Genomic DNA, 22,458 nt, shown 5'->3' with positions numbered 1-22,458 from the left:
AGACCGCCGCCGCTGCACTCGCGACTTCGGCATCGGCGACCAGACGAATGCCGCCGTGAACGGCAAGGTCTGCCCGGTCGGTCGCGCCGCGCCGCGCACTTCCTTTTCGGGAAGCCCGTCAGGCCCGCCGGCCGGCGAGGGCCTGCAGCCGCTCGCTCGCGAGCGCCAGCGTCTCGTCGCGCTTGGCGAAGCAGAACCGCACATGGCCGCGCTCCTGCGGCCGCTGGTAGAAGACCGACAGCGGGATCGCTGCGACGCCGATCTCGGTCGTCAGCCACCTGGCGAAATCCAGCTCCGGCATGTCGGACACGGCGCGGTAGTCCACCGTCTGGAAGTAGGTGCCCTCGCACGGCAGCAGCTTCAGCGGCGTGCCTTCGAGCGCGGCGCGAAAGCGGTCGCGCTTGGCTTGATAGAAGTCACTCAGCCCCCGCCAGGGCGCCGGGTTGGCGAGGTAGGCGGCAATCGCGTGCTGCGTCGGCGTGTGCACGGTGAACACGGTGTACTGGTGCAGGCGGCGGAAGGCGGCACTGAGCGCCGGCGGCGCGGCAACGAAGCCGACCTTCCAGCCGGTCACGTGGAAGGTCTTGCCGAAGCTGCTGACGAGGAAGCTGCGCTCGCGCAAGGCCGGGTAGCGCGCCACGCTCTCGTGCGGCGCGCCGTCGAACACCATGTGCTCGTAGACCTCGTCGCTGATGACGAACAGGTCATGCTGTTCGGCGATGCGCGCTAGCTCCTGCAGGTCGTCGGCGGTGGCGATGCGGCCGCTGGGGTTGTGCGGCGTGTTCAGCACCAGCGCGCGCGTGCGCGGGGTGATGGCGGCGCGCACCGCATCCCAGTCCAGTCGATAGTCCAGCGTCATCGGCACGCCCACCGGCACCGCGCCGGCCAGGCGGATGGCGGGGTCGTAGCTGTCGTAGGCCGGCTCGATGATGACGACCTCGTCGCCCGCGGCCACGCAGCTGTGCAGCGCCGTGATGATCCCTTGCGTGCCCCCGGCGGTGATGGTGATGTCGCGCTCGGCGTCGTAGGCCGAGCCGTAGAGCGCGTTCAGCTTGGCCGCCACCGCCTGGCGCAGCGCCGGCACGCCGGTCATCGGCGGATACTGGTTGTGGCCGGCGGCCATTGCCTCGGTGACGGCCTGCAACAGGGCCGGGTCGGCAGCGAAGTCAGGGAAGCCCTGGCCGAGGTTGACGGCGCCATGCTCGGCGGCCAGCGCCGACATGACGGTGAAGATGGTGGTGCCGGTATGGGGCAGCTTGGTGGGCAGGACGGGCATGGTGGGTGATTCTGCGGGAGCCGCGCCGGCCTTCTGCGCCGGGCGCCTATGCTGATGCGTTCCTTCACTCCTGCACTTTCACCTTGACCCCGGACCTGACCCTGCGCGCCGCCACGCCGGACGACGCAGCCACCATTTCCGCGCTGGCCATCCAGGTGTTCCTGGACACCTATGCCGGCGACGGCGTGCGGCCCGACCTGGCCCGCGAGGCACTGCGCGAGTACGCGGTCGACGCCTTCGACGCCCGGCTGCGCGAGCCGCAGCGACGCTTCGTGCTGGCCGAGCGCGGCACCGCCCTGCTCGGCTTTGCCGAAGTGCACCTGGCCGCGCAGCCAGCGCCGGCGGGCGGCCTCACCGGTGCCGAGTTGATCCGCTTGTATGTACAACCTGTGGCACAAGGCTCAGGACTGGGCCGCCGGTTGATCCGCGCCGCCGAGGCGCTGGCGTCGGAAGCGGGCCTGGGCTCGCTCTGGCTCACCGCCTGGGACGGCAACCGGCGCGCGCTGGGCTTCTACGCTCGCGAGGGCTATGCGGACATCGGCGCCACGAGCTACAGCTTCGAAGGCAACAGCTACGGCAACCGCGTGCTGGCGCGAGAGCTCACGCCGTCCTAGGCCCGCCCAGCAGCACCCGCCGCGCCGCCAGCGCGATGGGGAAACCGAACACGAAGCAGTGCGCCGCGATGGCGGCCGCGTCCAGCTTGGGCGGCCAGAAGGGCGTGTGCAGCGCCGACAACGGCAGCACGACGTGGTTCATGCCGAAGTACACGACGAAGCCGTAGGCCAGGCCCGCGGCCGTCGCGTTGCGCAGCAGCGCGGGCAGGCGCAGCGCCGCGACACAGAAGATCGCGGCCCAGATCAGCGCCATGCCGTAGTGCAGCGCGACGCCGAGCGCAAACGTCGCCTCGCCACCGCTGAAGGCCGCCTCGCGGCCGATGAGGCCGGCCGCGACACCCTGGAAGACCTTGAGCTTCATGCCGTAGTAGCTGAGCGCAAAGACGAGGTCACCGGTGCCGGCCACCAGGCCGCCCCAGACGATGGCGCGGGCCAGCGGCTTCATTCGACACGCCCCGGCGGGCCCTTGAGCTCGACGACGTTGCCCTCGGGGTCGCTGAGGTAGATGGACGGCCCCTCGCCCTCGGCACCGTAGCGGCTCTCGGTCTTGCCGGCATCGACGCCGTGCGCGGCAAGGTGCGCGCGCAGGGCCGCCTCGTCGAAGGGGTCGACGCGCAGGCAGAAGTGGTCCAGGTTGCGGCCCTCCGCACCCGGCGCCGCGCCGCCCATGCGGCCCAGCTTGCCGTCCACCGGCACGAGATCGATGAGCGACCGGCCGGCGCGCAATTGCACGAGGCCGATCGCGTCCTGGCGGCGCTCGACGCTGCAGCCGAGCGTGTCGACATAGAAGCGCACCATGCGGTCGAGGTCGACGACGCGCAGCACGAGATGGTCGATGCCTTGCAGCTTCAGCATGCGGCGTTTCCTTTCTGGGTGGCCAGCATCATCGCGCGCGGCGACCATGCCGAAAGTGACGACGGGTTTGTCCTGAGTAACGAGCCGGGGTCGTCGCGCTCAATAGGCGCATGCAAGCACCGCAGGCCCTTTCACCGTGCACCCCGGCATGAGCTGGCTGAGCCGCCTCGGCTTCGTCGCGCCAGCGGCTTCGTCCGCGCAGGCCGATGAGGCCGCGCTGCTGGCGCGCCTGGCCGACGGCGATGCCGACGCGCTGGCCTTGCTGTACCGGCGCGAGAGCGGCTCGGTCTACCGCTATGCGCTGGCGCTGGCCGGCGACGAGGCCACCGCGCTGGACGCCGTGCAGGAGGCCTTCGCCCAGCTGCTGCGCGGGCCGCAGGCCTTCGACGCCGCGCGCGGCACGCTGGGCGCCTACCTGGCCGGCATGGCTCGCCACCAGCTGCTGAGCCAGTGGCGCGATGCGCGCCGCCACGTCCCGCTGGACGACGCATTCGACACCGACGACACCGCCCAGGCCATGCCGGCCAGCGACGCCCGCCTGGCGGCGGCCCAGCAGCAGGACAGCCTGTGGGCGGCCATCCGCCGGCTGAGCTGGCCGCAGCGTGAGGCGCTGGTGCTGGTGGACCTGCAGGAGCGCAGCTACGAGGAGGCCGCCACGCTCGCGGGCGTGAGCCTGGACGTGCTGCGCACCCGCCTGCACCGCGCCCGCCAGCGCCTGGCCGAGTTGCTGGCCGTGGGAGAACGATCATGAGCCTAGACGACACGCCCGCCTGGCTGCCACGGGCCCGCGCCGAGTTCGCGCAGTGGTGCCCCGACGCCGAACAGGACGCCACGCTGCTGGCGCGCCTGACGCAGCAACTGCAGGCACAAGAGGCCCGACGCCGCACCGCCCGGTCACACGAGCCGCGCTGGCTGCGCCGCCTGGCCTGGGGCAGCGGCGCACTGGGCGCCACGGCCGTGCTGCTGCTGAGCGCGATGCTGCTGCTGGACCCGCCCGGCAGCCAGGCCGCGCAGGCCGCCACCGTCGCGGGCAGCGGCTTCATCCCGCTGGTGCCCGAGCGCGAGTTCCGCCAGGCGCTGGCGGCCGGCCGCAGCGCCGCCGTCTGGCTGCAGCCGGCCGAGCTGCCGCGCGAGCGCCTGGCCCTGCTGGGCCTGCCCTTCGATGCCACGCGCGCCGGCGAGACGGTGCGGGCCGAGCTGATGTTGCACCCCAGCGGCGAGGTGCTGGCGGTGCGAGTCCTGAACTGATGCGTAGACGGAGAACGATGATGAGCAAGACCCTGATGAGCCTGTCGCTGCTGGCCTTGGCCGCCTCGGCCTGCGCGCTGGAGGCGGACGTGACGGTGCCCCGGGACATCGCGAGCGATGTCACCCGCGAAGTGAACCGCGAGATGACCCGCGTAATGGCCGACCTGCCCCGGCAACTGGCTCTGGGCGACCAGGCCCTGACCTTCGCCGGCCGCGAGCTGGAGGCCGAGCGCGTGGTCAAGGGCGCGCCGTACTGCGCCACCGCCGTGCACGAAAGCATCCAGCCGCTGGGCGACGGCAACCGCATCGTGCGCAAACAGCAAAGCCAGCTGTGCCGCGACGGCGAGGGCCGCACGCGCCGCGAGGTGCAGCGTGAAGGCGGGCCCAAGGTGGTCTACCTGAACGACCCGGTGGCCAAGGAGAGCTGGGTCGTCTACCCCGACCAGAAGCGCGTGCAGCGGCTGCGCGGCAACACGGCCTGGATGCAGGGCGGCCACGACGAGGCGATGTCGGCCTGGCAGGCGTCCATGCAGGACTGGGGCGAGCGCATGCGCGAGCAGGCCGGGCGCTGGAAGGAATGGGCCGGCAGCGTGGCCGAGCGCGCCAAGGCGGCGGACGTGGAGCGCATCCGCAGCCGCTCCGGTGAACCGGGCATCGTCATCGAGCGCGAGCTGGTCGCACCGGCCGCGGCGGCGAGCGGCGCCAGCGCGGCCATGCCCGTCGAGCGCAGGCGCGAGCTGCGCGTCATCCACGCCAGCGAGATGCCGACGCCGCCCGCCATGCTCGCCCCGCCGGTGCCACCGGTGCCGCCCACCCCGCTGATGCTGCAGCTGCCGCTGCAGCCACGCAGCGGCGGCGTGACCACGGCGCTGCCGCCCAAGGAAATCGACGGCGTGAAGGTCAACGGCGAACGCACGACCTGGACGCTGGAGGCCGGCAAGATCGGCAACGAGAAGCCCATCGTCAGCACCCGCGAGGTCTGGCGCAGCCCCGAGCTGATGCTCACCGTGCAGAGCCGCGATGCCGACCCGCGCAGCGGCGAGCAGAACTACCGGCTGGAAAAGATCAGGCGCGGCGAGCCCGACCCGGCGCTGATGAAGCCGCCAGCAGACTTCGGCGAGAGCCCGCGGCGCAACGCCCGGCCGGCCGAGCCGACCAAGGCGTCCTGACGCCTCAGTTCACCGGCGCTGCGTCTGCGCCGGGCGCCGGCTTGAGCATGCCGACCAGGTTCTGCGCGATGCCCGTGATGCCTTGATTCGACAGGCCCGCGTCCTGCATCACCGCGTCGACGATGGGCTTGGCGATCTGGTACTGCAGCGCCGAGTTCATGACCTGCTCGGGGAAGGTCGCGCCGTTCGCGCCACCGCCTTCCGAGCCGCCGCTCTGGCCGGGCATGCCGTTGACCTGCACGATGCGGATGGAGTCGATGTTCTCCATCGGCTTGACGGCCTCGGCCAGGATGGTGGGCAGCTGTTGCAACAGCTGCGTGCGCACCTGCAGGTCGATCTGCGCGGCCGACAGCGTGTTGAGCGCCTCGTTGATCGCGCGCCGCCCCTCGGCCTCCGCGATCGCAGCGGCCTGCTTGGCCTTGGCCTCGATGGTCAGCGCCTCGGCGCGGTCGATGGCGGCCTCCTTCTCGGCCGAGGCCGAGACCTTGACCGCGATCGCGTTCTGCTCGGCGTCCTTGCTGGCCTCGATCAGCTGGATGGCCTTGTCACGTTCGGCCACGGCCACCTGGCGCGCGGTGTTCACCGTTTCCTCGGCCTTCACGGCTTCGGCACGCGCCAGGTTGGCGGCCGCGTCAGCCTCGGACTGCTCGCGCGACTTGGTGGCGATGGCGATCTGCGTGTCCTGGCGCGCGATCTCGACCTGCTTGCGCTGGTCCGCGCGCTTGAGCTCGGCCTGGCGCTCCTGCTCGATCTCGCGCGTCTGGATGACCAGGTTCTTCTCGATCTCCGCTGCCTTGATCTCGCGCTCGGCCTCGATGCGGCGCTGGCCCACCTGGCGCTCCGCCTCGATCTTCACGGTCTCGGCTTCGCGGTTGCGCTCGGCCTGCTGCGACGCGATTTGCGCGGACTGCTCGGCGCGCGCCATCTCGATTTCGCGCTTCTGCGTCAGCGAGGCGAACTCCTGGTCCTTCTCGATGGTGAGCTTCAGCCGGCTGGCCTCCAGGTTCTTGGTGCGCACCTGCACCTCGGTGTCCTGCTCGACGTCGTTGCGCTGCTTGCGGCGCGCCTCGGTTTGTTCCGTCAGCCTTGTGAGGCCCTCGGCGTCGAAGGCGTTGTTGGGGTTGAAGAACTGCTTGTCGGTCTGGTCCAGGCTGGTGAGGGAGACGGACTCCAGCTCCAGGCCGTTCTTCTCCAGGTCCTCGGCGACGGCGTTCTGCACCGCCTGCACGAAGTCGCGGCGCTTGTCCTGCAGCTCCTGGATGGTCATGGTCGCCGCGGTGGCGCGCAGGCTGTCGACGAACTTGTCCTCCACCAGCGCCTTCAGCTCGTTGGGGCTCATCGTGCGCGCGCCCAGTGTCTGCGCCGCGGTGCTGACGGCCTCTTCCGTCTGCTTCACGCGCACGAAGAAGGCCGCCGTCACGTCCACCCGCATGCGGTCCTTGGTGATCAGGCTCTCGCGCTCGCGGCGCAGCACCTCGAGCTTGAGCGTGTTCATGTTGACCAGCACGCGCTCATGGAACACCGGCAGCACGATGGCGCCGCCGTCCATGATGACCTTCTGCCCGCCCAGGCCCGTGCGCACGAAGGCCAGCTCCTTGGTGCTGCGCTTGTACAGCCGCGCGAAGACGAAGCCGATGGTCAGCAGGCCGACCAGGGCAATGCCGGCGATGCCGGCGATCTCGATGATGTTGTCCATGTTGTGGGTCTCCCTCAGATCAGGTTGGGATGCGGATTGGCGATGCAGCGATAGAACGCCCCGGCCTTGCGCACGATCAGTATCTGCGCGCCTTCTTCGAACACTTCGTCGTCCAGGTCAGGCTCGACCATCAGGTAGTGCGTGCGCCCGAAGGCGTCGCGCACCCGCGCCTGCGCCGCCAGGCCACGGCGCGCCTGCCCGCCGCTGATGACGCCTGAGCGGCCCACCAGCGACTGCTCGCTGACGGCGCTGCTCTCGTCGCGCGGAATGATGTGCGCCACCAGGCTGCCCAGGCCACGCACCGTGGCCAGCCCCGGCGGCACGGCCAGCAGCCCCGCCAGCCAGGCGGGCAGGAAGCCGCCGAGCAGGTTGAACGCCACCTTCTGCAGCGCATAACCGAACAGTGCGTAGCCCAGCAGGAACAGCAGCAGCAACACCAGCGCCGGCACGCGGCCCAGGTGCAGCCAGCCGAGCACGCGGTCCAGGCCGGACTCGGGAACCGCATGCGGCAGCAGGTCGTCGATGACGTTGCTGGGGCTGAGCGCGACCAGCATGCCCAGGCCTTCCAGCAAAGCGATGGCCACGATCAGCGCCACGGCGACGCCGAAGGGCAAGGTCTCGGGCGAGGTGAACAGGTTCATCGAAGCAAGTCCTGGGAGTTGCGGCCGGGCGTGAGTGTCAGGCCTGTCAAGCTTGCCCTGCCTTGATTTGAGCCATCCGCTCGGCGATCTTGTGGTCGCGCACCAGTTGCTCCAGTTCGCTCAGGCGCGCGGCTTGTTCCAGACTGGCAGCCTGCTGCGTACCGTCCAGTCCCGTCTGGCGCTGGTAGATCTTGTCGAAGGCGTCGGCGACCTTGCCCAGGCGCTGCTCGACGTTGGCCTGCCCCACCGGCTGCGCGGCCGACTCGGTGGCCGCGCGGCTCTTGCGGAACTCGGCCAGCGCCTCCTGCATCTCGCGCTTCTTGGCCAACAGCGCCGCAGTAAAGCCCTGCAGCTCCTGCTCCTGGCGTGCCAGGTCGGCCAGCGTCGTCTCCAGCACGGGGATCTGCGCCTCGATGTCGATCTGCCGCGACACGGCAGCGCGCGCCAGGTCGTCGCGCTGCGCGCTGAGCGCCTGGGCGATCTGGTCACGCAGTTCCTCATGGCCGCGGTTGAGCTTGGCGTGCTGCTGCTGGGCAAGATGGCGGTTGGCGCTGACGGTGCCCAGCTCATGGCGCACCTCGTCGATGACGCCATCGGCCTCGCGGATGGCCTGCTCCATGGCGGCATGCGGGTTCAGGTCCTCGATCTTGTCCAGCAGCGCATGCACGCCGCCGGCGATCACGCGGCCCACGCGGGTCTTCAGGGAATCGGCCATGTCAGGCTCCTTGGTTGACGGTGGTGAGCGTCGAGGCCAGCTCGACGGTGGGGCCGAGGTGGCGCTTCACCACCTCCGGGTCGAAGGCGTGCGCGCCGCCGGTCGTGGCCTGGCGCAGCAGGGATTCGCCGAGCAGCGCGGCGCGGCGCACCAGCGCGTCCTCCAGCTTCGCTGCTTCGTCTGCGGTCGTGGGCGCGCTGCTGATGACCAGGGCCATCAACGTCGTGACCTGCTCGACGAGCAGATTGAGCACCTCGGAATGCCGGCCCTCGCTGCCCTCGATGCGCACCAGCGCCTCGCGCAGCCGGTGCGTCAGCTCCCGCGCCCAGCCGTGGGCGGCCACGTAGTCGAACGCGCCGTCGTGCTGGCGCTTGAGCTGCCCCAGCAGCACGCGCAGCTTGTCGCTGTTCGTCGTGGCGCCGTCCACCTGCAGCTGCGCGAGCCAGAGATAGAGGTCGCTGGGGATGCGAGCCGACAAGGGCTCCATCGTGATCGTCTGCGTCGCCATGCGGCACCGCCTTCAAATGAGTTCCAACGAACACGAATGTATTCGTTTGAATTCATTTGTCAACACATCGCTGGCCGCGCCGTTCTGGCGAGGAGCGAGGGGGGTCAGTGCTTCGCGCCGGGCGCCGGACTGATCACACGCGCGCGCGGCATAGCGCCGCGCGCACTGACTGCTTTCCGCGGGTGCTGTTAGTCAGCGAGGACGAACCTGGCATCCGTTCGACTGAGGAGTTCGAAGGTATCGATCCACGATATGCCAAAGTGCTGGCACACGTTAGGGATGCTGTACTTGCGCTTCATCTGCAGGTTGAACTGCTCGTGGGTCACGATGACGGCCTCCTGTATGGAGATCGCCTTGGCGATGAGCCAGGGGTCGGCGCCATCCAGGAACTCTTCAAGCGCTCCGGCCTTCATCGTTGCCACCTGTGAGGCCACATGCGTAGCGACCAGGGCAAAAGCCTGTTGCGTGGCTTCATCAGAGACGGGCAGAAAAAGCCCGCCCTGGCTCTTGGTCCATTCAGCAAGCTCGTCGTTGCCACGCCTGAGTTCAGCGCCAACGGGCTCGATGCTGGCCACCATGCCGGCAACATGGCTGCGCTGCACCCAACTCCAGTAGGCCGGGCAAACCGTCATGCGGTAGTAGCGGTTCTTCGCTTCGATCAGCGTGTTGGCGTCAAGCAAATAGGTCATGCGCCAAGCTGCCCTGCGAAGTCACGGATCTTCGACGGCTGCACCCCCAGCAGCCGGCCAGCATCGCGCAGCAGCAAGCGGCCGCTGAATGCTTCAGCGATGACTGCTCGGGCGAAGCGGGCGCTGTTCTTGGCCCCGGCATTCCGATAGAAGCTGCCACCGCCGCCCTCAGCCGTGCGGAAGGCATCAAGCTCCGCACGGTAGAAGGCCGAATAGGTCGCTTGATCGACAAGATCCATATCCAAGGCCCGACGGATGACGACAAACCGGCTCACATGGAATCGGTGCGCAAGCTCGGCCACACGCGCGGCGAGGTCTGGCGCGGCAGTTGCCCACAACTCGGCAAAGACACCCGACGGCGCAAGAAACTCGCCGGCAATCCCATTGCAGGCGATCTCTTCACGGCGTGTGTTGCCAGGCGTCACGTTGGAAATCCCGCTGCTACCGATCCAGACATGGGCAAGCTCATGCAGCAGCGTGAACAGCCGCGCCGACGGCGCATCGGAGGAGTTGATGAAGACAACAGGCGCAAGCGGGTGGCTGATCGCGAAGCCCCGGAACTCGCTCACGTCGAGCTTGCGATGGGTGTTGTTGCCCACGATGCCGCTGCGCATCACCAGCACCCCGGCACGCTCGGACGCCTCGATCAACTCGCGGTAGTAAGTCTCCCAGTTGCGCTGCCCCTGCTCGACATCCACACCCAGTACATCGCGGATGTCCTGGGCCACCCGCGCCAGGTTGGAGTTCGTGTTGAAACGGCCGACAAAGGGCAAGGGTTCGCTGCCTTGCTCCTGAAGGTACTCTGCGAACCAGGCCTGCCGCTGCATGGCGTGCTGGACCGTTTCCATGAGGTTGATACTGGGCCGATCAGCAGGGGCGCCGCCCACGGTGCGCAGGTCAGGCAGCGCGGGCTCATCGGCAGGCGCCGCCGGCAAGAAGAGGTAGCCGAACGGCGCATGCAGCGCGCTCGCGACATGCTGAGCCTGTCTAAAGGTGGGCTGCGCTTCGCCTTCTTCCCAACGCTGGAACTGCTCGGGCTTCACCCCGGCGGCAAGAGCCGCCTCGTTCACGTCGAGACCGACGCGACCACGCGCCCAGCGGAGCATCGCCGGGTTGATCAGAGCGTGGGCGTGGGCCATTGGCTGATTCTAGGGAGTCATTGGTGAACTTCTGCACTGCGCCTAGGAGGCAGCACATGACGGCGGCTCCCGACCTCAATGAGATAAGCGCTCGGTTCAATTTGAGCTCTGGCTGACGCTCCCCACGCTCAACGGCGCCGGGCGAAACACAGCCCCCGCCTCAAGCCGCCGCCAGCAAGCCGCTAAAGAACTTCTCCCCGCTCACCCGCGGCTTGTAGGCCGACACGGCCTTGGCAATCGCCGCGATATGGTCGGGCGTCGTGCCGCAGCAGCCGCCGGCGATGTTCAGGAAGCCGGCCTTGGCGAACTCGCCGACCAGACGCGCCGTCACGTCCGGCGTCTCGTCGAAGCCGGTGTCGCTCATCGGGTTGGGCAGGCCGGCGTTGGGGTAGCAACTGACCGCAACCTCGCCCGCCACCTTGGACAACTCCTCGATGTAGGGGCGCATCAGCGTGGCGCCCAGCGCGCAGTTCAGGCCGATGGCGATGGGGCGGGCGTGGCGCACCGAGTGCCAGAAGGCCGTGACCGTCTGGCCGGACAGGATGCGGCCCGAGGCGTCGGTCACCGTGCCGGAGATGATGACGGGCAGGCGCTCGCCGGTGTCTTCCATCAGCTCGTCCAGCGCAAAGATGGCGGCCTTGGCGTTGAGCGTGTCGAAGATGGTCTCGACGAGGAAGAGGTCGGCGCCGCCGTCGAGCAGCCCCTTGGCCTGCTCGTAATAGGCCGTACGCAGCGCATCGAAGTCGACGTTGCGGGCGCCCGGGTCGTTCACGTCCGGGCTGATGGACGCGGTGCGTGGCGTGGGGCCCAGCGCCCCCGCGACGTAGCGCGGCTTGTCCGGCGTCGAGTACTTGTCGCAGGCGGCGCGGGCCAGCTTGGCGGCCTCGACGTTCATCTCATAGGCCAGCTCGGCCAGGTCGTAGTCCTCCTGGGCGACGGAGGTGGCGCCGAAGGTGTTGGTCTCGATGAGGTCGGCACCGGCGGCCAGGTATTGCTCATGGATCTCGCTGAGCACGTCGGGCCGCGTGAACATCAGCATCTCGTTGTTGCCCTTCAAGTCCTTGGGGTGGTCCTTGAAGCGCTCGCCGCGGTAGTCGGCCTCGGTCAGCTTGTAGCGCTGGATCATGGTGCCCATCGCGCCGTCGAGGATGGCGATGCGTTGCTGGAGCAGGGCCGGCAGGCCTTGGGCGCGGGTGTAGGCGATGGGCTTCATGGTCCGGCGATTTTCGCAGGCCGGGCCGGCTTGCGCTTCTCAGTTGCCGAAGAAGCCCTGCGCCTCGGCCAGCACCACGTCGGGCGCCTCCTCGGCGATGTAGTGGCCGCTGTCCACGGCGCGGCCGCTGACGTCCTCCGCTGCGGCCTGCCAGAGCTGCAGCGGCTGGAAGCAGCGGCCGACGACGCCTTGCGCGCCCCACAGCACGCGCAGCGGCTGGGTGACGCGGCGGCCGGCGTCTCGGTCGGCGCGGTCATGGTCGAGGTCGATGCCGGCGCTGGCGCGGTAGTCGGCACAGATGGCCGCCGCCGTGCCGGGCCGGGCGATGCTGCGCTCGTACTGGCCCCAAGCCTCGGGCGTGAAGAAGCCGCCGCCCCGCCGGCCCATGCCGTCGCGCAGGTAGGCGACGGGGTCGGCTTCGATCAGGCGCTCGGGCAACGGCGCGGGCTGGATCAGGAAGAACCAGTGCCAGTAGGCGCGCGCGAAGGCCTCGGTGGTGCCTTCGTACATCGCCAGCGTGGGTGCAATGTCCAGCAGCATCAGGCGGCCCACGGCGTGCGGATGGTCCAGCGCCAGCCGGTGTGCCACGCGCGCGCCGCGGTCGTGGGCCAGCAGGTCGAACCGTTCATGGCCCAGCGACCGCATCAACGCGAGGGCGTCCAGCGCCATCTCGCGCTTGGCATAGGCCGCACTGCCCTCGCCCGCCGCGGGCCGGTCGCTGTCGCCATAGCCGCGCAGGTCCATCAGCACGACACGGCGTGTGCGCGCCAGCTCGGGCGCCACGCGGTGCCACATCGCCATGGTCTGCGGATGGCCGTGCAAAAGCAGCAAGGGCGACCTGCCGGATTCCGACGGGCCGCCCTGGCGGGCAAACAGTGTGACGCCGTCACGCTGGATGGTTAGCGGTTGGAAGTCGGTCCACATCGTGGACCGATTCTGTCAGGCCGTGCGCAGGAAGTAGAGGTTGGCGCTGGCGCGGGTCAGCATCACGAAGCCACGCAGCGCCGGCACATAGCGCAGGCGGTTCTGCATGCCGCTGAGGTTGTCGGGCGACGGCGCGATCTTCAGGCTGCCACCGTCCAGCACGCTCATGTCCCAGACGTTGCCGTCGTTGGGCTTGATGACATAGACGCGACCCGCCGCCGCACCCTGCCCCGCGGTGAACAGGAACCGGTCGTTATCCGGGTCATAGTCCATCGCCGCATACATCGGCTTCTCGGCCTGCCACTGCGTCAGCGCGCTGCTCGGGTTGAAGCTCACCGAGGTCTGCGGGCCGCCGGCTGCGGGCACCCGGCTGGCTGCCATGCGCTGCGGGTCAAAGCCCTGCCCATCGCCCCACTGCAGGCAGAACATCTGGCTGCGGCGGGCGTCGAAGGCCATTGGCCAGCGCGCGGAATCCCCACTGGAGCTGGTGGCAAGGTCGGTCCACTTGCGATCCACCGGCGACCATTTCTTGAGCCACGTGCTGACGATCTCGCCGGTGCCGCGGATCTGCGCTGCGCCGTAGTGGCTTCCCGGTGCGTCGGGCCAGGTCTTGGCCGGGTCCCACTTGTTGGTGTCCAGGTTGAAGCTGTCGATCGTCGGGAAGGCCCAGGCGGAACCATAGGTGGCATAGGCACCGAACAGCATCAGCCGGTTGACCTGCGGCACGAAGTGCAGCGAGCTGTACAGGTGGCGCGAGGCGGGCAGGCCATCGGAGTAGTAGGCAACGTCCTTCTCGACGGCCTTGCTGGGCGCCAGGCGCAGCGTCCAGCTCGGCGCGTCCGATGCCAGGCTCAAGGACACCACCCGGTTGTCGGAGGAATCGCCATGACCGCCTGCCGCAGCGATCAGGATCTCGCTGGTGAGGTCGTTGATGGCCATGCCGCTGTAGGCGTCGACCGCGGCGCCACCCGCGCCCGAGGTGCCCGGGATCTCGAACCATTGGCCGATCGGCTTGTCCGCCATCCAGGCCGGCGTGATGCGCGTCGGCGCCACGGACCAGACCGGCGCGTTGTTGAAGGCGTCACGCAGGGACGGGTAGTTGCTCGCCTTGATCAGGCGCTGATGGGCGGCGACGGCCCCGTTGACACCATGGCGCAGCGCATAGGCCAGGGCGGTGGTCAGGTTGGCCCATGCCGCACGGTCGCCGGGCAGGATCTCTCCGGCCAACGTGCCTTCGACATTGCCGAACCAGCTCGGCTGGCTGGCATAGGTGGCCGCGTAGACGGCTGCATCGTTGGCGTACCACGGCCCCTTGCCGCCCTGGAAGTCGGGCGAGCGCGCCGGCGAGATGCTCGCCGTGTACTGCGCGGCGTTGACGTACCAGAAGCCGGAAGCCGGCCCGAGGCGCATCACGGCACTGCGCGCCTTCCAGCGGAAGAAGGCGTCGTGCTTGGCTGTGACGGCGTCCGGGATGGGCAGGCCCATGGCCAGCGAATAGCCGAAGGCGGCGGTGACGAAGTCCTGCTGCCAGGAGGCGCCGAACTGCATGTCGTTCGTGTAGCCCTCGCCGGGCTGGATCCAGCCGAAAGGGTTGTTCGGCTGCGCCACATAGACCGAGTGGAAGTTCTCGATATTGGACTGGACGCAGTTGATGAACTCCTGTCGCAGCGCCGTGTCGTTGTCGGGCGTGATGTTCAGGGCCTGGGTCAGCGTGCGCCACTGCCAGGCGCAGGCTCGCGTCTGCCAACCGCCGAAGCACGGCTGGACCAGACCCTGCGAGCCGCGGCGCATGATGTTCTCGTCGGCCTTGGTGAGGTAGTCCAGCGTCGCCGCGAACTGCACCTGTTCCATGAAATACCAGCGGCCCGTCAGCAGATAGGCCATGTACCCCACCGAGGGGCTGTGGGCGCAGTCCCACTTCGGCGACATGGTTCCCGTCGGCTTGGGCGTGTACTGGCTGCGCGTGGACCCGCCCACGTCACTCACCCGGCTGTCACCGTGCAGCACGAGGTTGGGGTACTGCGAAAAGCGTATCGGCCGCTGGGTCTTTTCGTCGCGGTAATGCAGCGGGTAGCGCCCCGCCGCATAGCCGTTGCGCACGACGGCACCGTAGGTGTTGAGGCTGTCGCACGTCAGGTACAGCACGTCGTGCTCCGGCAGCAGGCCGATGGGCTGCTGGTAGCCGGTGGCGGGCATGGAGTCGCCCTGGTAGTTGAAATTGGCCTTGTCCAGCGGCTTGAAGCTGGTGGCAAGTTCCTTCGCGACGGCGGCGGTGGCCGGCACGCGCGCGCTGTAGGTCGGCACCAGTTCCGTCGCCTGCAGGTACGCCACGTCGTGCCGCGGCGTCACGCCAGGGTCGTCGCCCAGCCAGTAAGACAGCGCGGTGCCGTTGATGAGCGGCGTGCGGCAGTGGTGCGGCAGGTCGATGGCGACCGAGCAGCGCTCGGTGCCGCCCAGCTTGAAGGCGTAGGTGGCGGACTTGTTCGTCGGCCCGGCGACCATCAGGTAACCGTTCTCGACCCACGGCAGCACCTCGACGGCGCCGCCCGCGAACAGGCGCACTTCCAGCCAGGCGACCAGATGGGCATCGCTACCCACCGGCTTGCGGAAGATCCAGGACGACATCTGCGGGCCGCTGGCCCAGGTCTCGAACGGCGCGTCCCACTCGGCCGCGCCGAACGTGGCGGTGCCGAACGAACCGGCGGCGATCTCGGCGGTGACACCGGTCTTCTTCAGGTCGGCCAGGCCTAGCACCGCGGCCGTCTTGGCCTCGGCGTCGATGCGGCGCAGGCGCACCGTCAGCATCGAATTGGCCGTCACGTCCACCACGCCCGCCAGTTGCGCGAACTTGAGGGAGCCGTCGGGCCAGGTGGTGCGCGGCACCACCTGCAGCGCACTGAGGCTGGAGCCGACGCCCTTGCCCGCCGGGATGTCACCGCGGCGGAAGGCAAAACCGAGGCAGAACGGCGCCTTCGCCTGGGTCTTGCTGCTGATCAGGCTGAACTGCATCGCGCCGTTGTAGAGGCCGAGGGTGGCACCGACCGCCTGGGCTATCGGCGCCGGGGCGGGAGCCGGGGGCGGCGCGGCAGCCGGAGGAGGAGCCGGCGGCGGGGGCGGGGGTGGGGGCGGTGCCGGGGGGACCGGCGGCGGCGCGGCTGCGATCTCGGCGCCGGCGGCAATCGCGGTGTTCGCGGCCTCGGGCGCGGTGCCACCGCCGCATCCGACCAGGGGCAGTCCGCCACCAATGGCGGCGGAATACTGAAGAAACTTGCGACGTTGAGGGTCGTTCATGGCAAAGCAATCCTTTGCGGCGCAATGCAAGCGCAGCGGGGCAATCAGGGGGACGGGCTGGATTCTGAGGGGCCACAAAGGGGGTCGGGTGGCCAAACGTTACGAACTCAGGATTGCCCACGGTATAAGTTTGCGTTATGCAGAACGGTTCTCCGCGCGCTTGCTGGCAAGCCGGCGGCTCCGAACAATGCCAACTCTTTCGCGCTTTGGCGCTGTGGGATTTCTCAAGTGATGAAGCTTCTTCGCTGTGCCTTGCTGACCGCCGCGGCGCTGGCGGCCACTTCGGCCGCCCATGCCCAAGGCAAGCCACTCGTCTATTGCGCCGACGCCAGCCCGGAGGGTTTCGACCCCGGACTGTGGGACAGCGCCAGCACCAACACGGTCAGTGCGCAGATGTTCGACGGCTTGCTCGGCTTCAAGCGGCCCACGACCGAACTGATGCCCAAGCTTGCAACGAGCTGGGAGATTTCGCCGGACGCGAAGAGCTTCACCTTCAAGCTGCGTGAAGGGGTGAAGTTCCACAGCACGCCCTGGTTCAAGCCGACGCGGGACTTCAACGCGGACGACGTGGTGTTCACGTTTCAACGCTTCATTGACGCAAACCACCCCTTCAACAAGGCTTTTCCGGCCAATTTCATCTATCCGCAGAATCTGGGCCTGCCCAAGCTCATCGAGGGCATCGACAAAATCGATGACCGTACAGTTCGTTTCCGGCTGCGCCAGCCGAACGTGACCTTCGTCGCGAACTTCGCCTTCGCCTGGGCCGGCATCCACTCGGCGGAGTACGCCGCCCAGCTGCTCAAGGCGGGCAAGGCCTCGCAGATCAATGTCCAACCGGTCGGCGCAGGGCCGTTCATGTTCAAGAGCTATGCCAAGGACGACGTGCTGCGCATGACCGCCAACCCCGATTACTGGGGCGGCAAGCAGCCGACTCAGAACCTGGTGTTCAGCATCAGCCGGGAGCCGAATGTGCGCGTGCAGAAGATCGCCGCGGGCGAATGCCATGTCGCGGCGGCGTTGCGCGACGTCGACGTCGCCTCGCTGGCCGGCAACGCCAACGTCAACGTCGAAAAGATCCAGGCGCTCAACATCTCCTACCTCAGCTTCAACCTGAAGAAGCCGCCCACCGACAAGCGCGAGGTGCGCGAGGCGCTGGACATCGCGATCGACCGCAATGCCATCTTCAAGGCGCTGTTCCCGCGCGGCGACGCAATGCAGGCGGTCAGCGCCTTCCCGCCCGCCATCCCCGGCTACAACAAGAAGCTGAAGAACGAGTTCGACCCGGCCAAGGCCAAGGCGCTGCTGGCCAAGGCGGGCTTCCCCAACGGCTTCGAGATCGACCTCTGGGCATTGCCCGTCACGCGGCCGACCAACCCCAACGGCCAGCTGATGGCCCAGCTCATCCAGCAGGACTGGGCCAGGATCGGCGTGAAGGCCAGCATCAAGACCTATGAATGGGGCGAGTACCTCAAGCGCGCCAACAACGGCGAGCACAACGTCTACATGAGCGGCTGGAGCGGTGAAACCGGCGACGCCGACGACTTCCTGACGCCCAACCTCAGCTGCGCCGCCAACAAGAGCGGCATCAAGTTCTGTAACGCCGAGTTCGAGAAACTCATCGACGAGGCGCGCGCGACGCCTGATCCGAAGAAGCGCATCGCGCTGTACGAGCGCGCGCAGGAGATCTTCAAGCACGAGCGGCCGTGGATCACGATGGCGCACTCCACCGTCTACGTCCCGGTGCGCAAGGACGTGGTCGGCTTCAAGATGGCGCCGAACGGGTCGGTGGACTTCGAAGGCGTCTACAGAAAATGATCGTCAAGGCCGTCGTGAATTCATGGGCCGAGCGCCGGGCCGCCCCAAGCCGGCCCTCACGACCGGAAGCCGGGCCGTTCGCCCGGCTATCGGTCGGCCCCCTCGGGGGGCGGACCAGCGGTCACGCTGGGCCGGGGGTCTGAATGCGCTTGCGCCACATCGAGGTCTTCCACGCCATCATGCAGGCCGGCACCATCAGCGGCGCCGCCCAGCTGCTGCACATCTCGCAGCCGGCCGTCACCAAGGTGCTGCAGCACTGCGAGCTGCAACTCGGCATGGCCCTGTTCGACCGCGTGCGCGGCAAGCTCTACCCCACACCCGAGGCGCAGCGCCTGTTCGTCGAGATCGACAAGCTCAACCGCGACCTCGTCGGCATTCGCCGCCTGGCCGCCAACCTCAAGAGCGGCGAGAGCGAGCAGGTGCGCCTCGTCGCCACGCCGGCGCTGGCCATGGCCATCGTGCCCGCTGCGATGACGCCGTGGTGCAAGGCCTTCCCCAACGCCAGCTGCTCGCTGGCCACGCACCACACCCGCGAGATCGTGTCGGCGCTGCTGCTCGGCGAGGCCGACCTGGCCCTGTCGCTGCAGGACCCACGCCACCCCGGCATCAAGGCCGAGACCATCGCCAGCGGCGCGATGGTCGCGCTGTGCCCGGTCGGCAGCCCCGAGGCGCAGGCCGACGGGCCGCTCGGCTTGGCCGACATCCGCACCGAGATCGTCGGCCTGCAAAGCGACGACCCGCTCGCCGGCCTGCTGCACCACGCGGGCGAGGCGCTCGGCCAGCATCTCGCCAGCCGCATCACCGTGCAGACCTACCAGCTCGCTCGCGCGCTGGTCGAGGCCGGCGTCGGCATGACGCTGGTCGACCCCTTCACCGCCGCCAGCGCCGACCTCACCAAGGTGCGCGTGCGGCCGCTCGCGCCGGCGGTGGGCGTCAACCTCTACCTGCTCAGCGCCGCCAGCGCGCCGCTGGGGCAGGCGTCGCGCCGCCTCGTCAAGTTCATCACCACGGCCGCGCAAACCCATCTCGCCCGACTGCCGTGATCCGCATCGAGGACATCGCCGCACACCCGGACTTCCGCGCGCTGAGCAGCCTGCAACACGGCATCGCGGTGGACCTGCGCTACGCCACGGCCGACAACTTCGTGGGCCACGCCGTCTATGCCGGCATCGACTGCGCCTGGCTGCGGCGCGAAGCCGCCGAAGCGCTCGAAGCTGCGGCCGCCTGGCTGCACGCGCGCCGCCCCGGCTATCGCCTGCTGGTGCTGGACGCGCTGCGCCCCCAGCGCGTGCAGCAGCGCCTGTGGGACGAGCTGCAGGGCACGCCGTTGACCATGTACCTCGCACACCCGGAGCGGGGCTCCATCCACAGCTTCGGCATGGCCGTCGACCTGACACTGCTGGACCCAGCCGGCCGCGAGGTCGACATGGGCAGCGGCTTCGACGAGATGACGCTGGCCTCCCACCCCGACCACGAGGCCGAGCACCTGGCACTGGGCGCATTGACGCCGCAGCACCTCGTCGAGCGTGGCTGGCTGCGCGCGGCGATGCGCGAGGCGGGCTTTCACGCCATCGCCACCGAGTGGTGGCACTTCGACTTCGGCGACCGCCTGGCGGTCAGGCGGGATCTGCCGCGGGTGCTGTGACGCCCAGGCGCCTCTTTGCGTGCAGACGCTGCCGGTCACCGGCATAGCCTCCAACCGGGCAACGCCCCCTGCCGCCTTCTGCAGGGGTTTTTCACGTGTGCCGAATCACCGGACAAGACTGACGGTCCAGTCAATCCAGGACTGCGACAGCGTCAACCTCGATCAGGTAGCCCGGGGACAGTGCGCTTACGCCGAGCACGACGTCCGCGGGCTTGTGAGCCCCGAACAACGCGGTCCGGGCAGCTTCGATAACCGGCAAGCACGAGTCGCGCTCGTAATTGACGACATAGATCGTGATCCTGGCGACCTGGTCTGGCCTGGCACCCGCAGCAGCAAGTGCGCGGCCGAGATTGGCATACACCTGTCGCGCCTGAGCCGCGAGATCGCCCGGGCCGACGAGCTTGCCGTGTATGTCTTCGGGCTCCTGGCCCGCAATGAAAACCAACTTGCTGCCGGTCGCAATGACGACTTGGGTGTACGTTTGCGGCGACGGCAGATCATCGGGATTGATGCACTTGAGCGTCATTGACTACGTCTCCTGAGTGGTGCCAGGTCTCAGCTCGAAAGGTGGACACCGGCCGGTGATTACAACGATATGTAGCGCTGGCCTGTTCGCGCTGCACACAGACAAGCTGGTGGTGCCGCCGGGCCCTGCGACCCAAATGGCATGCTGGCGGCACCGCCAAGCGCAGCTCAGGCCTCGGTTTCCTTGGCGAATACGACAAGGGACTGGCCCTCGTGTTCGACGACCTCCAGCTGGGACCAGCCGCTCCTGCGCAACAGATTGACCGCAGTCGCGGTGCCGCAGTAGATGCGCTTATAGCCCAGGTGATGCGCGTGGCGCACCAAGGCTTCGAGCATGCGAGCGCCAACGCCCTTGCCGCGATGCGAAGGAATGACAAAACCGGCGGCCGCCCAGGGCGTCAGGTACCGGTGCGTCGGTAGCGACTCTGCCTTGAGGGCGCACACACCGACCAGTGTGTCACCTACCAAGGCAACAAGACCCACGGGAAGGCGCCCTTCCGAGGCGGCGAACGCAGCTGCATCCTGCGCGGCATTGCCGCGACCGCCCGCGCCGTACCACTCGGGCCACTCCTCGATGAACCACTGCGCAACGAGAGGAGCAAGCCCGCCGCGCTGAGCAAGTGGCGCGATGGTCAGCACGGCAGCTTCGGAGGTCAGATCGCCTTTTGCATGAAGACGCTCAAGGGGTCGTCGGCATAGCCGCCGAAAGGTCCGCAGCGCTTGAAGCCGCGGCGCTCGTACAGGCCCAGCGCTTCGGGCTGGAACGGCCCCGACTCCAGCGTCAGCAGCGTGCAGCCGCGGGCGATCGCCTCGGCTTCGAGCCGGGCAAGCAGCCGCTGAGCCAAGCCCTGGCCGCGCGCCGTGGGGCTGACAAACATGCGCTTGAGTTCGCCGAACTCCGGGCCCAGCACGATGGCGCCACAGCCCAAAGCCTGACCCGCCGCGTCGCGGGCCACGGCGAACAGCACGTTGGGTTGTGTCAGCGACGCCAGATCCAACGCATGCCGGCTCTCGGGGGGGTAGAGGGTGTCCTGATAGGCGTCCAGCTCGGCAATGAGGGCGATGACCTCGGGCTGGTTGGCGGATTCGAAATTGATGCTGGTCAAGCCCGGGGCTCCTGGTGATCTCGTGAGGTGTCAGCCGTCGCCGCGCGGCGAAGGATGGGCCAGCCTGTTTTGTAGCAGCGTCGAAAGCTCGGCCAATGCGCGGCGTGACGACTCCTGATTTGGCGTGTCGAGGCATTTCTTGCTGTGGACTTCAACGTCAACGTTACCAGCCCAAGACTGGCAGCCCGAGGCCAATACGTAGGGCGAATGCCCCCGGGAAAACTGGTGAATCAGGCGTGCTCGGTGACGCGCCGCATCCACTGCAAGTCGTCGGAACAGCCGGCGTCGCATTGGCCGCTCGCCACCATCGAATAGAGCCAGTGCAGTTCGGTTACAAGCTTTCCCGTCGCCCATGCGACTTCCCTTGCCAACCTCATTGCAACGTGGCGCACGCGGTGGCATGGCACCGGGCCAGTTCACCCGCCCACGCCGCCACCCTCTCCCTTACCGCCGCCGGCCCCACCACCTCCGCCTCCGGCGCCAGCGACATCACCAACCGCGCCGCCTGGTCCACGCTTTCGATCGGCAGGCTGACCCGCGCCCAGCGCTGCTCGCCGGCCGGCTTCTCGGCCACGGCCGCCGCCACGGCCTGTGCGGCGTAGCGGCCGTTCTCGGCCAGCCGCCGGCGGCCCTCGGCCGTGATGCGCAGGACCGCGACCTCGGGCCGCAGCTCGCGCTCGAAACGCCGCAGCGACGCCTGCCACCAGGTAGGTAAATCGAAGTCGGCCGGCCGCTCAAAGCTCTCCTCGCCCACGCTCAGCGACTGGATGTTGGCCACCTTCAACGTCAACGTGCGCGCGCCGGCCCGTGCCACCGCGTACCAGCTGCCGCCCTTGAGCACGAGGCCCAGCGGCTCGGCCTTCCAGTCACGCTCGCCCTTCCAGCTCAGGTAGCGCAGCTCGACGCGGCGGCACTCCAGCACGGCTTGCGCCAGCGTCGGCAGGTGGGCCGCCGGCTCACCGCCCTGGTACCAGTCCAGCGGGTCGACATGCAGCCGCGCCTGCAGCCGGCCGGCCAGCGCGGCCGTGTCCCCGGGCAGCGCGGATTGCAGCTTGACGCGCAGCCGCTGCGACGCTCCGCCCAGGCCCAGCTCGCTCGCCGCGCCGGGCAGGCCGAGCAACGGCAGGGCTTGCGCCTCGTCGCCCAGCAGGCCGTTGAGCCGCGTCGCGAAGCCCTCGCGGAGCCTGAAGCCGCCGCTGCGGCCGCGCTCGGCGTAGACGGGAACGCCGGCGGCCGAGAGTTCGTCGATGTCGCGCAGGATGGTGCGCACCGACACCTCGAACTCGCGCGCCAGCGCCAGCGCGGTGATCTGCGGGCGCAGCTGCAGCAGGATCAGGATGGACAGCAGTCGACTGGCGCGCATGTGGGCGGGGCGATTGGCACGGCAGC

Annotated in this window: 23 protein-coding genes; 7 read left to right on the top strand and 16 right to left on the bottom strand. The window is 68.7% G+C overall.

The features are described from left to right. Positions 1-118 precede the first annotated feature (118 nt). Positions 119-1,276, bottom strand: coding sequence for a methionine aminotransferase (locus ASD35_RS01740; RefSeq protein WP_056873176.1), 1,158 nt, complete (start codon positions 1,274-1,276; stop codon positions 119-121). A gap of 83 nt (positions 1,277-1,359) precedes the next feature. Here ASD35_RS01740 and ASD35_RS01735 point away from each other — a divergent pair, with 83 nt between their 5' ends. Then, positions 1,360-1,890 carry a GNAT family N-acetyltransferase gene (locus ASD35_RS01735; protein ID WP_056873175.1) on the top strand — a complete coding sequence of 177 codons (531 nt, stop codon included), beginning with the start codon at positions 1,360-1,362 and terminating at the stop codon, positions 1,888-1,890. On the opposite strand, the gene ASD35_RS01730 is transcribed toward ASD35_RS01735, so the two are convergent. Both ASD35_RS01730 and ASD35_RS01725 read right to left on the bottom strand, forming a co-directional pair. Further along, on the bottom strand, positions 1,877-2,335 hold the full coding sequence (locus ASD35_RS01730; protein ID WP_056873174.1) for a hypothetical protein: 459 nt from the start codon (positions 2,333-2,335) through the stop codon (positions 1,877-1,879). The genes ASD35_RS01735 and ASD35_RS01730 overlap by 14 nt on opposite strands. Then, a complete protein-coding gene (locus tag ASD35_RS01725) occupies positions 2,332-2,745 on the bottom strand; it encodes a VOC family protein (RefSeq protein ID WP_056873173.1) in 414 nt (137 codons plus the stop codon). The genes ASD35_RS01730 and ASD35_RS01725 overlap by 4 nt, the downstream gene beginning before the upstream one ends. Positions 2,746-2,893: 148 nt before the next feature. Here ASD35_RS01725 and ASD35_RS01720 point away from each other — a divergent pair, with 148 nt between their 5' ends. The 3 genes from ASD35_RS01720 to ASD35_RS01710 are packed head-to-tail and all read left to right on the top strand — an operon-like array spanning position 2,894 to position 5,162. Further along, a complete protein-coding gene (locus tag ASD35_RS01720; RefSeq protein WP_056873172.1) occupies positions 2,894-3,496 on the top strand; it encodes an RNA polymerase sigma factor in 603 nt (200 codons plus the stop codon). Continuing rightward, the gene (locus ASD35_RS01715; protein ID WP_056873171.1) at positions 3,493-3,993 is read left to right on the top strand and encodes a hypothetical protein; all 501 of its coding nucleotides are present in this window, start codon (positions 3,493-3,495) and stop codon (positions 3,991-3,993) included. The genes ASD35_RS01720 and ASD35_RS01715 overlap by 4 nt, the downstream gene beginning before the upstream one ends. 20 nt (positions 3,994-4,013) lie before the next feature. Continuing rightward, positions 4,014-5,162: a hypothetical protein gene (locus tag ASD35_RS01710; protein WP_056873170.1), complete on the top strand. Its 1,149-nt coding sequence runs from the start codon at positions 4,014-4,016 to the stop codon at positions 5,160-5,162. A 4-nt stretch (positions 5,163-5,166) separates the two neighbouring features. Here ASD35_RS01710 and ASD35_RS01705 read toward each other — a convergent pair whose 3' ends face one another. The 9 genes from ASD35_RS01705 to ASD35_RS01665 all read right to left on the bottom strand — a co-directional run bounded on the left by ASD35_RS01705 (position 5,167) and on the right by ASD35_RS01665 (position 15,696). Beyond that, the gene (locus ASD35_RS01705; RefSeq protein WP_056873169.1) at positions 5,167-6,858 is read right to left on the bottom strand and encodes a flotillin family protein; all 1,692 of its coding nucleotides are present in this window, start codon (positions 6,856-6,858) and stop codon (positions 5,167-5,169) included. Positions 6,859-6,872: 14 nt separating this feature from the next. Then, on the bottom strand, positions 6,873-7,499 hold the full coding sequence (locus ASD35_RS01700; protein ID WP_056873168.1) for a YqiJ family protein: 627 nt from the start codon (positions 7,497-7,499) through the stop codon (positions 6,873-6,875). A gap of 46 nt (positions 7,500-7,545) precedes the next feature. Then, the gene (locus ASD35_RS01695) at positions 7,546-8,214 is read right to left on the bottom strand and encodes a PspA/IM30 family protein (RefSeq protein ID WP_056873167.1); all 669 of its coding nucleotides are present in this window, start codon (positions 8,212-8,214) and stop codon (positions 7,546-7,548) included. A gap of 1 nt (position 8,215) precedes the next feature. After that, entirely contained in the window at positions 8,216-8,722 is a 507-nt protein-coding gene (locus tag ASD35_RS01690; RefSeq protein WP_056873166.1) for a hypothetical protein, read from the bottom strand. 188 nt (positions 8,723-8,910) lie between these two features. Then, positions 8,911-9,411: a DUF4411 family protein gene (locus ASD35_RS01685; protein ID WP_056873165.1), complete on the bottom strand. Its 501-nt coding sequence runs from the start codon at positions 9,409-9,411 to the stop codon at positions 8,911-8,913. Beyond that, positions 9,408-10,550 (bottom strand): ImmA/IrrE family metallo-endopeptidase, encoded by a 1,143-nt coding sequence (locus tag ASD35_RS01680; RefSeq protein ID WP_056873164.1) that lies wholly within the window; start codon positions 10,548-10,550, stop codon positions 9,408-9,410. The genes ASD35_RS01685 and ASD35_RS01680 overlap by 4 nt, the downstream gene beginning before the upstream one ends. A 160-nt stretch (positions 10,551-10,710) precedes the next feature. After that, entirely contained in the window at positions 10,711-11,763 is a 1,053-nt protein-coding gene (locus ASD35_RS01675) for a homocysteine S-methyltransferase family protein (protein ID WP_056873163.1), read from the bottom strand. A gap of 39 nt (positions 11,764-11,802) precedes the next feature. Continuing rightward, positions 11,803-12,687 carry an alpha/beta fold hydrolase gene (locus tag ASD35_RS01670; RefSeq protein ID WP_056873162.1) on the bottom strand — a complete coding sequence of 295 codons (885 nt, stop codon included), beginning with the start codon at positions 12,685-12,687 and terminating at the stop codon, positions 11,803-11,805. Positions 12,688-12,702: 15 nt separating this feature from the next. After that, positions 12,703-15,696 carry a hypothetical protein gene (locus ASD35_RS01665; RefSeq protein WP_056873161.1) on the bottom strand — a complete coding sequence of 998 codons (2,994 nt, stop codon included), beginning with the start codon at positions 15,694-15,696 and terminating at the stop codon, positions 12,703-12,705. Between the two features lie 513 nt (positions 15,697-16,209). On the opposite strand from ASD35_RS01665, the gene ASD35_RS01660 reads away from it, so the two are divergent. The 3 genes from ASD35_RS01660 to ASD35_RS01650 all read left to right on the top strand — a co-directional run bounded on the left by ASD35_RS01660 (position 16,210) and on the right by ASD35_RS01650 (position 19,438). Further along, positions 16,210-17,793, top strand: coding sequence for an ABC transporter substrate-binding protein (locus ASD35_RS01660; protein WP_056873160.1), 1,584 nt, complete (start codon positions 16,210-16,212; stop codon positions 17,791-17,793). A 143-nt stretch (positions 17,794-17,936) separates the two neighbouring features. Next, positions 17,937-18,836: a LysR family transcriptional regulator gene (locus ASD35_RS01655; RefSeq protein ID WP_056873159.1), complete on the top strand. Its 900-nt coding sequence runs from the start codon at positions 17,937-17,939 to the stop codon at positions 18,834-18,836. Further along, positions 18,833-19,438 carry a M15 family metallopeptidase gene (locus ASD35_RS01650; protein WP_082579815.1) on the top strand — a complete coding sequence of 202 codons (606 nt, stop codon included), beginning with the start codon at positions 18,833-18,835 and terminating at the stop codon, positions 19,436-19,438. The genes ASD35_RS01655 and ASD35_RS01650 overlap by 4 nt, the downstream gene beginning before the upstream one ends. Before the next feature lie 130 nt (positions 19,439-19,568). Here the strand turns inward: ASD35_RS01650 and ASD35_RS01645 are convergent, their stop codons facing one another. From ASD35_RS01645 to ASD35_RS01630, 4 genes are all read right to left on the bottom strand, one after another. Next, positions 19,569-19,964 (bottom strand): RidA family protein, encoded by a 396-nt coding sequence (locus tag ASD35_RS01645; RefSeq protein ID WP_056873158.1) that lies wholly within the window; start codon positions 19,962-19,964, stop codon positions 19,569-19,571. A 167-nt stretch (positions 19,965-20,131) separates the two neighbouring features. Beyond that, positions 20,132-20,602 carry a GNAT family N-acetyltransferase gene (locus ASD35_RS01640; protein WP_056873157.1) on the bottom strand — a complete coding sequence of 157 codons (471 nt, stop codon included), beginning with the start codon at positions 20,600-20,602 and terminating at the stop codon, positions 20,132-20,134. 14 nt (positions 20,603-20,616) lie between these two features. Beyond that, on the bottom strand, positions 20,617-21,069 hold the full coding sequence (locus ASD35_RS01635) for a GNAT family N-acetyltransferase (RefSeq protein WP_056873156.1): 453 nt from the start codon (positions 21,067-21,069) through the stop codon (positions 20,617-20,619). 373 nt (positions 21,070-21,442) lie between these two features. Then, a complete protein-coding gene (locus ASD35_RS01630) occupies positions 21,443-22,432 on the bottom strand; it encodes a YafY family protein (RefSeq protein WP_056873155.1) in 990 nt (329 codons plus the stop codon). Positions 22,433-22,458 lie beyond the last annotated feature (26 nt).

It is taken from the genome of Pelomonas sp. Root1444, from assembly GCF_001426885.1.
Lineage (GTDB): Bacteria > Pseudomonadota > Gammaproteobacteria > Burkholderiales > Burkholderiaceae_C > Pelomonas.
This window is presented reverse-complemented; position numbering and strand designations above follow the sequence as displayed.

What these genes read in the sequence shown, in the direction of transcription:
- ASD35_RS01715 (WP_056873171.1), top strand. Translation starts at nt 3,493, where the DNA reads ATGAGCCTAGACGACACGCCCGCCTGGCTGCCACGGGCCCGCGCCGAG.
- ASD35_RS01710 (WP_056873170.1), top strand. Translation starts at nt 4,014, where the DNA reads ATGAGCAAGACCCTGATGAGCCTGTCGCTGCTGGCCTTGGCCGCCTCG.
- ASD35_RS01655 (WP_056873159.1), top strand. Translation starts at nt 17,937, where the DNA reads ATGCGCTTGCGCCACATCGAGGTCTTCCACGCCATCATGCAGGCCGGC.
- ASD35_RS01730 (WP_056873174.1), bottom strand. Translation starts at nt 2,335, where the DNA reads ATGAAGCCGCTGGCCCGCGCCATCGTCTGGGGCGGCCTGGTGGCCGGC.
- ASD35_RS01720 (WP_056873172.1), top strand. Translation starts at nt 2,894, where the DNA reads ATGAGCTGGCTGAGCCGCCTCGGCTTCGTCGCGCCAGCGGCTTCGTCC.
- ASD35_RS01680 (WP_056873164.1), bottom strand. Translation starts at nt 10,550, where the DNA reads ATGGCCCACGCCCACGCTCTGATCAACCCGGCGATGCTCCGCTGGGCG.
- ASD35_RS01645 (WP_056873158.1), bottom strand. Translation starts at nt 19,964, where the DNA reads ATGACGCTCAAGTGCATCAATCCCGATGATCTGCCGTCGCCGCAAACG.
- ASD35_RS01705 (WP_056873169.1), bottom strand. Translation starts at nt 6,858, where the DNA reads ATGGACAACATCATCGAGATCGCCGGCATCGCCGGCATTGCCCTGGTC.
- ASD35_RS01660 (WP_056873160.1), top strand. Translation starts at nt 16,210, where the DNA reads ATGAAGCTTCTTCGCTGTGCCTTGCTGACCGCCGCGGCGCTGGCGGCC.
- ASD35_RS01700 (WP_056873168.1), bottom strand. Translation starts at nt 7,499, where the DNA reads ATGAACCTGTTCACCTCGCCCGAGACCTTGCCCTTCGGCGTCGCCGTG.
- ASD35_RS01630 (WP_056873155.1), bottom strand. Translation starts at nt 22,432, where the DNA reads ATGCGCGCCAGTCGACTGCTGTCCATCCTGATCCTGCTGCAGCTGCGC.
- ASD35_RS01685 (WP_056873165.1), bottom strand. Translation starts at nt 9,411, where the DNA reads ATGACCTATTTGCTTGACGCCAACACGCTGATCGAAGCGAAGAACCGC.
- ASD35_RS01675 (WP_056873163.1), bottom strand. Translation starts at nt 11,763, where the DNA reads ATGAAGCCCATCGCCTACACCCGCGCCCAAGGCCTGCCGGCCCTGCTC.
- ASD35_RS01665 (WP_056873161.1), bottom strand. Translation starts at nt 15,696, where the DNA reads ATGCAGTTCAGCCTGATCAGCAGCAAGACCCAGGCGAAGGCGCCGTTC.
- ASD35_RS01695 (WP_056873167.1), bottom strand. Translation starts at nt 8,214, where the DNA reads ATGGCCGATTCCCTGAAGACCCGCGTGGGCCGCGTGATCGCCGGCGGC.
- ASD35_RS01725 (WP_056873173.1), bottom strand. Translation starts at nt 2,745, where the DNA reads ATGCTGAAGCTGCAAGGCATCGACCATCTCGTGCTGCGCGTCGTCGAC.
- ASD35_RS01670 (WP_056873162.1), bottom strand. Translation starts at nt 12,687, where the DNA reads ATGTGGACCGACTTCCAACCGCTAACCATCCAGCGTGACGGCGTCACA.
- ASD35_RS01740 (WP_056873176.1), bottom strand. Translation starts at nt 1,276, where the DNA reads ATGCCCGTCCTGCCCACCAAGCTGCCCCATACCGGCACCACCATCTTC.
- ASD35_RS01690 (WP_056873166.1), bottom strand. Translation starts at nt 8,722, where the DNA reads ATGGCGACGCAGACGATCACGATGGAGCCCTTGTCGGCTCGCATCCCC.